General features: G+C 67.6%; 11 protein-coding genes. 4 read left to right on the plus strand and 7 right to left on the minus strand.

What is annotated here, in order from left to right:
- Positions 1–81 precede the first annotated feature (81 nt).
- The gene (locus RWE79_RS07880) at positions 82–873 is read left to right on the plus strand and encodes an ATP-binding cassette domain-containing protein (protein WP_475939296.1); all 792 of its coding nucleotides are present in this window, start codon (positions 82–84) and stop codon (positions 871–873) included.
- Positions 870–2,210 (plus strand): sugar ABC transporter permease, encoded by a 1,341-nt coding sequence (locus RWE79_RS07885; protein WP_475939297.1) that lies wholly within the window; start codon positions 870–872, stop codon positions 2,208–2,210. Before RWE79_RS07880 ends, RWE79_RS07885 begins: the two co-directional genes overlap by 4 nt.
- A gap of 284 nt (positions 2,211–2,494) precedes the next feature.
- Here the strand turns inward: RWE79_RS07885 and RWE79_RS07890 are convergent, their stop codons facing one another.
- Positions 2,495–3,358: a LysR family transcriptional regulator gene (locus tag RWE79_RS07890; protein ID WP_475939298.1), complete on the minus strand. Its 864-nt coding sequence runs from the start codon at positions 3,356–3,358 to the stop codon at positions 2,495–2,497.
- A 107-nt stretch (positions 3,359–3,465) separates the two neighbouring features.
- Here RWE79_RS07890 and RWE79_RS07895 point away from each other — a divergent pair, with 107 nt between their 5' ends.
- Both RWE79_RS07895 and RWE79_RS07900 read left to right on the plus strand, forming a co-directional pair.
- Positions 3,466–4,224 carry a cyclase family protein gene (locus RWE79_RS07895; RefSeq protein ID WP_475939299.1) on the plus strand — a complete coding sequence of 253 codons (759 nt, stop codon included), beginning with the start codon at positions 3,466–3,468 and terminating at the stop codon, positions 4,222–4,224.
- Positions 4,217–5,593, plus strand: a complete 1,377-nt coding sequence (locus RWE79_RS07900; RefSeq protein WP_475939300.1) for a hypothetical protein — start codon at positions 4,217–4,219, stop codon at positions 5,591–5,593. Before RWE79_RS07895 ends, RWE79_RS07900 begins: the two co-directional genes overlap by 8 nt.
- 281 nt (positions 5,594–5,874) lie before the next feature.
- Here RWE79_RS07900 and RWE79_RS07905 read toward each other — a convergent pair whose 3' ends face one another.
- The 6 genes from RWE79_RS07905 to RWE79_RS07930 all read right to left on the minus strand — a co-directional run bounded on the left by RWE79_RS07905 (position 5,875) and on the right by RWE79_RS07930 (position 13,706).
- On the minus strand, positions 5,875–6,201 hold the full coding sequence (locus RWE79_RS07905) for an NUDIX hydrolase (protein ID WP_475939301.1): 327 nt from the start codon (positions 6,199–6,201) through the stop codon (positions 5,875–5,877).
- 111 nt (positions 6,202–6,312) lie between these two features.
- Entirely contained in the window at positions 6,313–7,689 is a 1,377-nt protein-coding gene (locus tag RWE79_RS07910) for an IS1380 family transposase (protein ID WP_475939302.1), read from the minus strand.
- Between the two features lie 234 nt (positions 7,690–7,923).
- Positions 7,924–9,780 (minus strand): TniQ family protein, encoded by a 1,857-nt coding sequence (locus RWE79_RS07915; protein WP_475945664.1) that lies wholly within the window; start codon positions 9,778–9,780, stop codon positions 7,924–7,926.
- Between the two features lie 5 nt (positions 9,781–9,785).
- A complete protein-coding gene (locus RWE79_RS07920; protein WP_475939303.1) occupies positions 9,786–11,021 on the minus strand; it encodes an AAA family ATPase in 1,236 nt (411 codons plus the stop codon).
- Positions 11,018–13,054: a transposase gene (locus tag RWE79_RS07925; RefSeq protein ID WP_475939304.1), complete on the minus strand. Its 2,037-nt coding sequence runs from the start codon at positions 13,052–13,054 to the stop codon at positions 11,018–11,020. The genes RWE79_RS07920 and RWE79_RS07925 overlap by 4 nt, the downstream gene beginning before the upstream one ends.
- Complete coding sequence (locus RWE79_RS07930; protein WP_475939305.1) at positions 13,047–13,706, minus strand: TnsA-like heteromeric transposase endonuclease subunit; 660 nt, start codon at positions 13,704–13,706, stop codon at positions 13,047–13,049. The genes RWE79_RS07925 and RWE79_RS07930 overlap by 8 nt, the downstream gene beginning before the upstream one ends.
- Between the last annotated feature and the right edge of the window lie 255 nt (positions 13,707–13,961).

Consider the following 13,961-nt stretch of genomic DNA (forward strand, 5'->3'; position numbering starts at 1 on the left):
CACGCTTTGCGCCTCATTCTTTTGTCATCCACCGCGCCTTTCGACAAGCGCGGCATCCCCGCCGGTCAGGCGGCGAAGGAGATGGTTCACGTGTCCGCTACGCCCGTGCTGGCGTTGCGCGGAGTATCCAAGCGATTCGGTGCTGTGCAGGCACTCACCGATGTCGAACTGGAGGTCCACGCCGGAGAAGTGGTCGCGCTCGTCGGCGACAACGGCGCAGGAAAGTCCACCCTGGTCAAGACGATCACGGGTGTGCACCCCATCGATGAGGGCGTCATCGAGTGGGAGGGCGACCCGGTCAGCATCACCAAGCCGCACGACGCCCAGGGACTCGGCGTCGCGACCGTCTACCAGGACCTCGCCCTGTGCGACAACCTCGACGTGGTCGGCAACCTCTACCTCGGCCGTGAGCTGCTGCACCGCGGCGTCATCGACGAGGTCACGATGGAGAAGAACGCCCGCGAGCTGCTGAGCACCCTTTCCATCCGGATCCCGAGCGTGCGCATCCCGATCGCCAGTCTCTCCGGCGGTCAGCGCCAGGTCGTCGCGATCGCCCGCGCGCTCATCGGCGACCCGAAGGTCGTCATCCTCGACGAGCCGACCGCGGCCCTGGGCGTCGAGCAGACCGCACAGGTCCTCGACCTCGTCGAGCGGCTGCGCGAGCGCGACCTCGGCGTCATCCTCATCAGCCACAACATGGCCGACGTCAAGATGGTCGCGGACATCGTCGCCGTCCTGCGCCTGGGCAGGAACAACGGCTCCTTCCCCGTGAATGACACCAGCCACGAAGACATCATCGCCGCGATCACGGGTGCCACGGACAACGCCGTGACCCGTCGTGCGGGGCGTCGCACCGCGGAGGCGGCACAGTGAGCAAGACCTCGAAGACCCTCAACGACCGCTCTGCGGGCGCTACCAGCCCCGTATCGGGCGAGGGGGACACCGTCGCGGCCGCCGACGACCTCACCGCCGCGCCGATCGCCGTAGTCGACCCGCGCCTGCTGGTTCGTGAGGAGGGGCTCAAGGGCTACGTCACCGAGTTCAAGCGGAAGACCAAGGGCGGCGAGCTCGGCTCCCTGCCCGTCGTCGTCGGCCTGATCGTCATCTGGGCGATCTTCCAGCTGCAGAACGACCGCTTCCTGAGCTCCGACAACCTGGCGAACATCAGCTACTACCTGTCGGCCACCGGCATGCTCGCCATCGGCCTGGTGTTCGTGCTGCTGCTCGGCGAGATCGACCTGTCCGTCGGCTCGGTCAGCGGTCTGGCGTCCACCCTGTTCGCGGTGTTCGTGGTCAACCAGGGGTTGAACGCCTGGCTCGCGCTCGCTCTCACGATCATTACGGGCATCCTGATCGGTGCGCTGCACGGCTGGTTCTTCGCCAAGCTCGGTGTACCCGCCTTCGTGGTGACCCTGGCCGGTTTCCTCGGCTGGAACGGTCTGATGCTGTGGCTGCTGGGCGACAGCGGCACCATCAACATCCCGTCCGACTCCGGCCCGGTCCACCTGCTCGGCCAGAACTCGTTCTTCATGGACCAGGCCGTCATCGGCGCCTACCTGCTGGCCGGTCTCGGCGTCGTGCTGAGTCTCGTCGGCAACGTCAACGAACAGCGCCGCCGCAAGGCCGCGAACGTGCCCTTCCGGCCCACCAGCGAGATCTTGCTGCGCGTCATCCTGCTGGCTCTCGTGTCCTTCGCCGCAGCAGCCGTGCTGAACAACGCAGCCGGCGTCTCCAACGCGCTCGTCATCTTCCTGGCCTGCCTGATCATCGTGGACTTCGTGCTGCGCCGCACCACCTACGGCCGGAAGGTGTTTGCGGTCGGTGGCGGCACGGAGGCGGCCCGCCGTGCGGGTATCAGCGTGCCGATGATCCGTATCACCGTCTTCGCGATCGCCGGTGGCTTCGCCGCCGTCGGCGGCATGTTCTTCGCCGGCCAGACCGCCAGCGCCACGCTGTCCGCCGGCGGCGGCAACACCCTGATGCTGGCGATCGCCGCGGCGGTCATCGGCGGCACGTCGCTGTTCGGCGGTCGTGGCTCCGTCTGGTCCGCCCTGCTCGGCATGCTCGTCATCCAGTCGATCCAGACGGGTCTGGACCTGCTGAACATGAACACCTCGATCCAGTACATGATCACCGGTGGTGTTCTGCTGGGAGCGGTCGTCATCGACTCCGTCTCCCGCCGCAGTCAGAAGGCCGCCGGCCGCGCCTGACGCGCACCGGCCCTATGACGTGCCGCCGCCTGCACCTGACCCAGGCGGCGGCACCCGCCATGTCCTGCCCCCAGCGATCCGGCACAGAAGCATGAACGACAGCGCCACGGCAGGTGTGAGGCACGGAGCAGACGATGGCGACATCCGGTGGGGCCACGGATCGCGACCACCGGCGATCGTCACGGACGGGACAGGCGCGATGCCCTCGAAGCAGGAGCAGACCGGCTCGCTGCCTCCCCGCGGTCTGGGGAAGTCCTGTGTCCTGTGCGGAGCGAGAGCAGGGCTCAGGAGGGGTTGTGCGCGGTGATCTCTCGAGCGATCCGGTTGAACGTCACCGCGTCGGTGCTGCGCAGGGCGAAGGCATAGACGTCCACCGTCGGCGGGGGATTGATGGTCACCAGGTCGAGCGAGGCGGGCAGGGCGTAGCCGGAGGGCACCAGGGTCGCGCCCAGACCGGCGTCCACATAGGAAACGGCGGCATTCAGAGTAGCTGCTGACGGATCGTCCGTGCGCGTGTCGCCGATCGAATTCCGCAGTCCGGTCAAGACCGGAGCGTTCGACGGACAGGTGACCCAATCCTGTGCACCGAGGTTCCCGGCCGGCACAGAAGCCGTGGGGGAGGAGCCGTGGGGGACGGCCATCCCGAGTTCCAGTGAGCCGATGCGGTGCTTTCGCTCCCGCCACGACGAGGCGTGAAGAGGACCGACGCCGACGTCGATGCCCCCCGATCTGACTGCCTCGCTGAGCGATGCCGCGTCGGCGAAGTTCACGACGCGGGCCGAAAGCTTCGAAGCGGACGCCCGCAGACTTGCCACGGACTTCGCCAGCCACAGGGTGGGCGTCATCTCGTTCGCGCCGATGATGAGGTCCTTGCGCGTGCTGCTCGCTGCCCGGACCGCCACCTCCCGCGCACGCTGGACCGCATGCATCGCCTGCTGGGCCTCGACGAGGAAGGCCCGCCCCGCGGGAGTGGTGGAGGTGCCCGTCGCCGTCCGCTCGAACAGCACGACACCCAGGGAGCGCTCCAGGCTCGAGAGCTGCTGGGACAGGGACGGCTGGGCGACATGCAGTGCTTTCGCGGCGGCGCAGATGGCCCCCGCTTCATCGACAGCGAGCGCGTACTCGATCTGCCGCAGAGTGACTGTCATAGGACCACTCTAATGGCACCTCATAGGCTTGCCCTATAGCCATTTCCTCTTAGGTAAGTGAGAAGTGGTCTTTGTTACCCCTCCAGCGAGCGTGTTTCGCTACTCGTATGACTCCCCAGATAGACGCCGTCGGCGAGATCGACCGTCTCGCCGACACCCTGCGTGGCTTCGACATCGTCGACCTGAGCCACACGCTGGAAATCGGCATCCCCACTTTCCCGACGCATCCGAAGTACATCATCGCCGACTACGTGTCGATGGACGACGTCGCGGAATTCAAGCAGCTCATCATGTGCGACCACTCCGGCACGCACATCGACTCGCCTTCGCACTTCGTCCCCGATCCCGAGGACCCCCGGCGGATCTCCACCGCTGACCTGAGCGTGTCCCAGCTGATCGGCCGCGCCGTGGTGATGGCCTTCGGCCCGTTCGAGGCCACCAGCCACCACATCAGCCTGCAGGACGTGCGGGCCTGGGAGGAGGCGAACGAGCCGGTCCGCGAGGGCGACATCGTCATCATCAACACCGGCTGGGCCCGGCACTGGAAGCGCATCCCCGAGGGCTTCGACTACCTGCGCGGCTGGCCAGGGCTGAGCGGTGAGGCGTCCGCCTACCTGCGCGGCAAGAACATCAAGGCCGTCGGTATCGACTGCATCAGCATCGACCCCGGTGACGTGTCGGGCGCCGGCCTGAAGGCGCACTACGAGTTCCTGCCCAACGGCATCCTGGTCCTGGAGAACCTGACCAACCTCGACGGCCTGCCCCCGGTGGTCCTGTTCGCCGCCCTCCCGCTGAAGATCGCAGGCGGCACCGGTTCCCCGGTCCGCGCAGTCGCTCTCGTCGCCAAGGGAGAATCCCGTGTCTGACCACATCACGCTGCGCGACGTCGAGCTCCCCCCGCTGTCCGCGCTCGAGCCCGAGCCGGTCCTGTCGGGCGAGGTGTACGCCGGCCGTATCAGCCGCACGCGCGTGCGGATGCGCGAGCTGGGCCTTACCCACCTCATCGCCTACGCCGACCGGGAACACCCCGGCAACAGCCTCTACCTGACGGGTTTCGACCCCCGGTTCGAGGAAGCCCTGGTGGTGCTGGACCTGGACAATGCACCCTGGATCCTCGCCGGCAACGAGTCGGGCGCGATGATCCCCGGCCTGCCCGTCACCGCGACCGCCGTGCTGTGCCAGTCGCTCAGTCTGCCCGGGCAGGACCGCAGCATCCAGCAGCGCATCTCCGCAGCCCTGCGCCAGGCCGGCGTCGGCCCCCAGTCCCGCGTGGGACTCGTCGGATGGCGGCAGATCACGACCGGCGACTCCCCCGTCTCGCCGTACGCCTACGCCGTCCCGGCCTTCGTGATCGGCGAGATCCTCGACGTCACCCAGAACCTCACCGACGCCACGTCGATTCTCATGGGCATCGACGGCCTGCGCTCCCGCAACGAGGCCGACCAGGTCGCGCTCAACGAGCACCGCGCCACCCGCGCCGCCGGCCACGCCTGGCGCGCACTTGAGGCCCTCAAGCCCGGACGCTCGGAATTGGCGACCGCCGAGCACATGGCCCTCAACGGCCTGCCCCTGACCGCGCACGTGATGCTGACCACCGGGTCCGGCAAGGTCGTGGGCCTGTGCAGCCCCAGCGACCGCGTGATCGGGCACGGAGACCTGCTGTCGACCGCGGTCGGGCTCCAGGGCGGACTGACCTCGCGCGCCGGATACGTGCTGCGCGCCGACGAACTCGACCAGCGGCAGATCGACTTCGCGGCCGGCTACTTCGCCGCCATCGCCACCTGGTACCGGGCCCTCACCCTGGGGGCATCGACCGCCGAGATCGCCGAGCAGACCACGCAGGAGCTGGCGAAGTCATCGATCCGCCCGCTGCTGAACCCCGGGCACCTGCAGCACATCGACGAATGGCTCGACAGCCCCTTCGCCGCCGGATCACACGGCACCGTCCACTCCGGCATGTCACTGCAAGCCGACATCATCCCCGTGGGAGCCACACCGGACCTGGCCGCCAACTGCGAGGACGCCGTCGCGATCGCCGACGCCGACCTGCGCGCGAAACTCACCGAGCGCTATCCGCAGATGTGGGCACGCGTCACCGCCCGCCGCACCTTCATGACGCAAACCCTCGGCCTGCAGATCGCCGAAGAAGTCCTTCCCCTCTCGGACCGGCAGGCAGTGCTGCCGCCCGCACTGCTCTCGCTCTCCTCGGTCCTGGTCGCCACCGCCACCGCGTAGCAGCGAGCGCGTCCGGCGTAGCCAGACAAACCCAGCCTCTCCCTGAGGGCGCTGGTGCATTCCAAGGTACTGGCGACAGCACCCCCCAGATATCAAGGACAGGGGCAAACGAGTCATACCGGCCTCGAAGGCCACGAGCCCGAACCGGGCTCTACAACGAAGGTATGGGCATCGACTCTCGGCATGGACTCGATGGGATCGCTGGTGCACAGCAGGTGTCGCCGTGTGCCGACTTCAGCTGGCACACGGCGACAGGCCGGCTTCTGCCCCTGAGTGAGCGCCTACCCGGCCAGTTCGATCGATGTGGCGGGAGGGCCGCTTCGGAGGTAGTCGATGATGAGTTTGGCGAGGCCGAGCGGATAGATCGTCTCAGCCGTCTCCTGCATCTCGTGCAGACTCCACCACTGCCAAGCGCTGATGTCGTCAGGCTGGCCGGCTCGGGCCGGGTCGATCACGACAGCGTCCACGACGGCCATGAAGTATTTCTCTACCTGCCGGGCCGCCTCGCCTCCGACAAGGTGGTCCTTGGTCCGGATCGCCAGCTCAGGACCGACCTTAACCTCGATCTTGCATGACGGTCCGTCGGTTTCTCCGGCGGGCCGTTTCACTGTTGTGGGCTGAACGTGGGAATGGCAGTGGCCCGGCTGTCGCGTCGGGTGGGCGCCGGGTTCCACGGCTCCGGTGGGGTGGTGCTGCTCGCAGGGGCGGGAAAATGCTGGTCAGTCGGGGTTCGGCAGGGCTTGGAGCCGGTCGGCCGCTGCGGTGATCACGTCGGTCCAGGGCCAGTGCGTCGGGAGGTGGAGGTAGCGGCGGCGGCCGGTGGTGACGAGGTGGGCGGCGGCGGAGAACAGCCACAGCCGCAGGCGTTTGGGCTCCCACCGCCTGCTCTGGCCGGTGAGGGCGAGCATGGGCATCCAGGCGAGCAGGTCCAGGGCGAGCTGGACGATCTCCAGCCAGATCTGGTTCTGCGCGAAGCCGTGCAGGGGGAGGTTGCGCAGGCCGGTGTCGCGTGCGTTGCGGATGCGGTCCTCGCAGCGGGCGCGCTGGCGGTGCCGCAGTTCCAGGGCGGCGATCGCGGTGCCGGGAGTGTTGGTGGCGAAGCAGGTCAGCCGCAGGCCGTCGGCGTCGGTGAAGCGGAGCTGGGCGCCGGGGTGCGGTCGTTCCCTGCGGACGATCAGGCGCATTCCCTTCGGCCAGCCCGTCAGGCAGTCCCCGCCGATCTCGGCGACCCAGGCGCCGTCGCGGACATCGCCTCCGGGCTCGACGGCCGGCGTCCAGGCCGATGCCGGGACCTGCAGCACAGCCTGGTGGATGGTGTCGGTGATGGTCATGCCGACCGAGTACGACAGCCACCGGCCCCGCGCGGTGAGCCAGTTGACGAACTCGTGGGTGCCGCCTGCGGAATCGGTGCGGATCAGGGTGCGGCGCCCGCGCCGGTACTTCTTCGGGAGCTGGGCCAGGGACAGCTGGGTGGCGGTGATGTGGTCGGCGGCGGTGTTGCTGCCCGCGTTCCCCGCTCGCAGCAGGCCCGCCACCGGCTCACCGGCCCCGACCGCCCCGTGGTCGACGAACCCCATGATCGGGTGGTGGCCGAACGTCCGCTTCCAGGTCGCAGCGGCGTGCTGCTTGTCCGAGTGCGCGATCACCAGCACCCCGTCCAGGTCCACGATCACCTGACCGTCCCGGTCGGGGGCTGCGTCCCCGGCCGCGGCCCAGACATGTTCGCGGACCTGGGCGCGGGCCCGGCGGATCGCGGTCAGCACGCGCTTCCCGCCGAGGGCGAGCGTGTCGACCAGGCGGGAGACCGTCGGGTCGGAGGCCACCGGCCCGAACACGCCCGGTTCGGCCCGCAGCACCTCGACATCGGCCAGGCAGTCCCCGCCCAGCGCCACTGCCAGCGCTACGTCCAGCAGGATCTTGCCCGGATCGTGCACCGTCCGCTGCTTGCGCCACGGCGCCAACGCTGCCGATATCGCGCTGTCCAGGCCGCTCTTGCGGACCGTCTCCACCAACAGCACGACCCCGGCCTGAGAAACCACTCCCCGGCCACCGCCCTCGACACGGACACGGGGGTAGGACCCGGTATTCTTCTTCACCTGAGGAGTGCAACTTTCCTGACGACGACGTGACCCTAGACAAGTCCCATCGTCCCAGGTCAGCGGCACTCCTCGCTTATTTGATCAAGCCTCGGACACCCGCAGTCGCGAAAGCGCGAGGTTAGTGCAGTCAACTGGACGCCGTTTTCCGAGTAGCTGAGGAGGAGTACGCGGTTGTCGGTGTCCAGAACGATGACGCGAGCGGCTTCACGGAGTTGTGGTGACGGCATCACATCAGTTTCGCAGTGGATCGGGGTTCTGGTTTGCGGAGGTTCGGCTGCCGTCAGCGTCGATGGCCTGCGCGAAGTGATCGGCGTAGGCGGTGAGCGTGGTTCGTAGCGCGGCGTAGTGCTTCAGGGGTTCCGGATGGGTGAGCTGGTGCCAGGTGGTGTTGCGCCGGCCGGCCCAGTCCGCTCTGATCTCTGGTGGCTGGATGGCTTCGAGCGGGCGGGGAGCGAAGAGATGCTCACCTTGGGTGATGTACGCCCAGATGAAGATCGAGGCAGCCTGGCGTTTCCGATCGTCGTAGGCGGGCTGGTTCCCGGGGAAGTGCGGGAAGGAGGTGATCATGTGGTGCCATGCTTGCGGAGGGAGGATCCAGTTCTTGAGTGCCTCGCGTCGCTGCTGGTAGTTGATCGGGGCCGGGTCGTCATCGAGTTCGTTCGCGAGGTTGTGCAGGGCTTCGTCGAAAGCGAAGGGGTCAGGTTGAGTACGGGCCCAGCGGTGGGTGTTGTCGATGGACACGTGGACGGAGAATCCCAGGAATTCCGCTGCCTGGTCCAGCGACCCCCCAAGCGCGAGTTGTGCCAGGCGCACGGAGGCTGTGCGGCGGAGCTTTCGAGGGTTGACGTCGGTGAAATGTGAGAAGTGCCGGTCGAACCAGTTCTGCCGCAGGAAAGCGGGGACGTGTTCAGGCGGGAACTGCCGGTGACCTGTTCCGGCAGCTGATCGTCCGAACCGGGTTCTGCTGCCCCTGAAGGTGCGGACGAGTGGTCCTGCAGCTTCCCTCAAGTGGGGACTGCATTCGTCAGCGTTCGTGGTGAAGGCCATAGACCATGACGCACTCCGCGTCTGTGCCCGGTTTTCCGCCACGAGCGGGGCCAGTACCGCTCGCAGGTCCGGGCTGTCCAGGATGTTCTGGGCGGCGTGCAGAAGTGCTGCCGTCGCATGAGATTCCGCAGGGAGAACGGAGAGGAAGCGCAATCGTTGATTGGAAGTGATCAGTTCTTCCTGTCGGTTCAGGTACTGGTCTGCGGCTTCGGCGGGTGTGCCAGGAGAGCTGAGCCGGGCTTTCGGCCACGTGACGCAGACCAGCGAGGTGATCATTTTTAGGTCATTGAAGTACCGGGCCGTATCATCTGCGGGCTGACGGAGATCCAACATCGCGAGAATGCGATGTTGGAGAGTGAGGAGGTCCCGAGATGGCCGTTCGGGAGGCATTGCCGACTGGTCCAGGCGGGTGCCGCATGCCGGGTCGGAGCGGTGAGCCCGGTCATGCACACGGAGTGAGTTCCGGCATTGTGCTGAGTGCAGACCCACATCTCCGACCCGGGCGGCCAAGCGCCCGTGTTCGCCTGAGTTGGCGGGTTGGTGGCAGCCTGGACAGAGGTGCTGGAGATAGACCTGGTGCTCGGGGCAAATGAAGATCACGGGCAGACGCCAAAGCTTCTTCCAGGCGCCGCCGTGCCGTTGTTGGATGGGTGAGCCGTCACCGGCCAGGCACTGCGGGCAGTAGCGGGCGGCTCTTCGGAAGAGCCAACTGGTAGTGCGTGGACGCCGGATGGCGTAGGGCTGGAGTACTCGGGTGACCGATGGGTAGCGCCCGTTCCAGCAGGCCAAGGTCAAGGCGGTGACCTCGGGCGGGGTCAGGCGGGTGGCTGTGGCGAATGCGACCGTCAGGTCGCTGGACATGGCGGTGGCCAAGGAGACGTCGGAGGAGAGCAGGCCGTGGGCGTTGATGCCCGCGATGCCGGTGCGACGCATCAGCCAACCCGGCGAGAGGCTGAGCCGGTGGGACAGGCGGAGAACGAATCCGGTGAGGGACTCTCCGGGCAGCGGGTCCAGGCTGCGGGGCAGCGGTGCCGTGGTCATCGCGGTCACCGGGCACCTTGCGCGGCTGCGGGGCCGTGGTCGTCGTAGACCGAGTTGCGTGACGGTTTGCGATTCCCGGTCGGGCGGGGCGGGACGGCAGGCACTTCGCCGGCAGTGGGATCCCGGCCCGGCGCCCCGGCCAAGTCGATGGTGATGCTCTCCAGGAGCTGTTCCGTCAGTCGTTCCTGCCCGGTCTCGATGGCTTCCCGGCACCCGTCTTCCATCAGCCGTTCAAGCAGGCCGACAACACCGTCGGTCCGCTGATAGAGGTATTCGGGCATGGTGCCTGCGGTGAGCATCCCTTCGGGGGCGCTCATGAGCCGCAGTTCGTACTCGACGCCGGCCAGGTGATCGATCCACGCAGTTATCTGGTCGTCGCTGTCATAGCGGAAGCGGTCGAGTTCGACGAGGTCGAAGCGGCGTTCGGTCTGGGTCGCTTCCAGCCCATGGATCTCGGCGTGCCGCGACGGAGGCATGACTACCTGCCCGGCCCGGGGGTCGTGACGGCCTTCCCGTAACAGGCCCGAGGCTGGGATGTCGACGCCGATCAGCACCAGGGTGACGTTCATGCTCATGAACGCGCGGATGAGATCGAGGGTGTCCTGGTCGTCGGCGCGGTGCATGCGGAGCCTGGTGATGTCGTCCAGCAGCAAAGTCTTCGTGCCATGATCATGCAAAGAGGCAGCGACCTGGCGGACCAGGTCGGGCAGGTCCATGTTCTTCGTTTCAGCACCGTAGAAGCTCAAGATCGCCTTGCAGGTGCTTTTCGGTTTCGCGGTCACGGGGGTCTGGACATAGGCAACCGGAGCGTGCAGATCACGGGTTCCTGGCAGTGCGTCGGGGTTGAGGTTGCGGTGCAGGGCGAGCCACCGGTCCTCGAAGGCAGCGGCGACCTCGCATGTGGATTCGGTCTTCCCCTGATAACCCCCGCCAGTGATCATCACTCCGGCGCGGGTGGTGGGTTTGTGCTTGAGCGCGTTGCTCTCGATGCGGCCGTTCAGCAGCTTCGCGATGGCTCGGCTCATGGGTGTGTCCAGCAGCGGGAGATTGGCGTGGGTGGCTGCCCGGTGCAGGTCGTGCAGCGTCCGCCGCCGAGGACTCAATGCCCGCCAGGCGGCCAGGTCGAGCCGGGGCGCCGGCTCGAAGACGCCCCGGGAGGTCCGCCAGGACTGCCAGCCCGCCGCGGTGTCCCGCTGCGGTGGTGGGCCGGGGAGGATGAAGGGAATCGCGCTGTCCGTCACTCGGGATCGCCTGCCCCGGCCGGGTCGTCCTCGTCGGGGAGTACGAATACGCCCTGGTGCCGTAGTGCTTCGCCCATCCGGGGCGGCAGGGTGGGGCGGGAAGAGACGGCGGTCTCGCGGCGGCGCCGGCGGTCCGCATCGATGGCCTGCTGGTTGTGCTTGACCAGCTCCAACGGCTTTATGGCTGCCGGGCGTTGTGGGAGTGCGGGCGTGGAGTTCGCGGGGCGGTCCGTGGCGGCGGCTCGGGCGCGAGTCAACTCGCGTGCCCGTTCAGCTTTCTGCGTCTTGGTCATCTGGCTCGGCCATGCCGTCACGGGGGTATGGCCGGCGACCAAGTCCAGGAGCACGGGCAGCAGTTCGCTGTCGTCGCGCGGTTTCAGGCCGGAGCGGGCCGCCTCGCGCAGGACCTCGCGGACGCGTGCGTCGGAGAAGGCGAGGACGTCGTCCCCAGGCGGCAGACCGCGCCAGCGCAGCGGATGCCACTCACCGGTGTCAGGGTGCTCGAAGAAGACTTCCCTGCAGTCCCGCGGATCACGGCGGACAATCCACTCGCCCCGGTAGACACCGCTGCGGCGTGATCGGCGTCCCCGATATGGGTCAAGGACGGGATCGTCATACCAAAGTCCGCCGGCCTTCACTCCGCGATTCCCGTGGATCATCACGGAGTGGGCGGGCAGTAGCTGGTAGTAGAGGCTGGGCTCGGGGACCTGGAGGTCGATTCCCTCGCGGGCGCCCGCCATCGCGAACAGCGTGTTCGGGCTGTGCCGCCCGCCCGGGTCCCAGGCCGGAGCGTGCTCCGCCAGCTGTCGGTTCTGCCAGATCTTGACGGTCCACGTGGCCAGAAGGTGTTCCATTTCCTCCAGGGTCCAGACCGCGTCGCCTTCAGGATCGGCGCCGCGGTCGGCGACATCGATGCCGCTGTAGCCGAGAAGCATCTCCAGCAGCAAAGACCGAATTCCTCCGAAGGCGCGCTCGCAGGCAGCCTTGTCGGTCGGGCGCATGACACGGGCCGGCAGCACAACCACCCCCAACGTGCGGGCGACCTGTACCAAATGGTGATTCTTGTAGACGCTGCCGTGATCGGTGGTCACAGTCTCCGGGGCGAAAAACGGCCGTCCCGCCACCGGGTAGCCGGCGAACTCCGCCACCAGCGCTGCCGGAACCCCCGGGTAGAGCCACCGCATATCCTCACCCCAGCCGGGCCTCATCGGCAGCGGAAGCATCACATCCCTCAGCAGCATCGCCACTTCCACCGATGAGTCAGATCCGGGTGTCAGCCGGAAGGCAACCAAGGAGTGTGTGAACGCGTCCAGGGCCAGGGTCAGGTCAACAGAGATCGGCTCTCCGAAGACATCGTCGAGGACCTTGACCGGCAGGGGCGTGGTGTCCAGCACCACGACCTGTCCCGGCCGGGTGATCACCACTCGCGAAGTACCGGCGTCCACCGCCGCGGCGGAGCGGACGTAGCGCTGCCGGGCGCCCTGCGAGCCGAACCACTCCTTCCAGACCCTCCACAACGTCACATAGTGCGGGATGTTCTTCTCCGCCTCCGGGCCGAACTTCTCCCGGACGTACTGGTGGATCATGCGTTCCTTGGTCCGCATGCTCACCTTCGAGCGGTGCAGCGTCTCCGCATGAACGGCTTGGATCGCCTCCTCGATCTCCGGCTTGATCGAAGGGTGCCCGCGCAACGGCGGCGTCCACCGCCCATCCGCCAGCCCCATCACCCCATGCTCATCGAGCTGGGCGGCCATCCGCTCCAGGGTGCGGTGGCTGATCTGCCCCAGCCCGAGCAGCTTGGCATCCTGCGTGTGAAGGCCCTGCAGCTCGGCCACCTTCGCCAGGCGGCGCTGGGTCAGTGTCGTTCGCTCGGGGTCGTACTCAGGGCGCGGTTCACCCGGCTCGGCCCAGAACCGACTGCCGCTGCGGAAGCCTGTTTCGACTTCCAGCACGTGTGCCATCCGGGCTCGTGCCCGGTCCTGGTGGACCCGCTCCAGGTCCTCGATCTGGGGCCGCTGACGACCGTCATCCATCTCCCTCTCCTGCCCGGTAGATCCACGTCTTGTCCTTGAAGGGCTGAGCCAGGTCCATGGCCAGGCGGCGGTGCCAGAGCAGATGGATGGTGTGAGTGCGGGCGACCGCCGGTAGCGACGTGCCCTCCACCAGGTCGACGAACCGCCGCGGCCGTTCTTGAACCCCTGCCAGCAGCTGCTGCTGAAGACCGAGCCGGTCGGCCATGCTCCGGCGACGGGACGACAGCGTGTCGATGCCCGTCATGACATGCCGTCGCCACCCGGTCACCACGGCATAGCGCCAGCCCACCGCAGCCGCAGCCTGGGCTGCTGCCGCGAAGCGAAGCTCGTCCTCCGGCTTGATCCTCCCAGCGGGCCGGACGTCCAACAGCCAACCGGCGCCCGCCCCCAGCGCCAGGAAGTCCGGGGTGTGCTCGCCCGATCCCTCCTCGGCGGTGAACCGCAGCCGGAACGGCTGGGACAGCACCTCGGTCACGCCTCCGGCAAAGTCCAACGCCAGCAGCAGCCGCCGCTCGGCGAGACTCTCGAACCCGTGCTGTCGCCCCGTGGACACCAGGCACTCAAGCCCGGGACGGTGTTCCTGACCAGTGCGCCAGGAGAAACGCCGCAGCGGAACGGACGACAGCATCGGCGCCCCGGCCAGGTCCTTCACCGGGCAGACAACGTCAGCCTTGCCGGCCTTCCATGTGGTGGTCCACCGGCGTGTCCAACCCGGACCGCTGTCCATCTGGCGTACCGCCCGTTCCGGCAGGGCGTACGGAGCACACAGACCCTCAAGCGTGCACGCATGGGACCAGACCACGGAGGACTCGACGCCTCCCGTACGGAATACGGCGTCCATGCCACCAGAACACCGCCACCGCCAGTGCCCCGCAAACGATTCTCACAAAACAGCACCAACCCCCCA

It is taken from the genome of Streptomyces sp. RLA131, assembly GCF_056270125.1.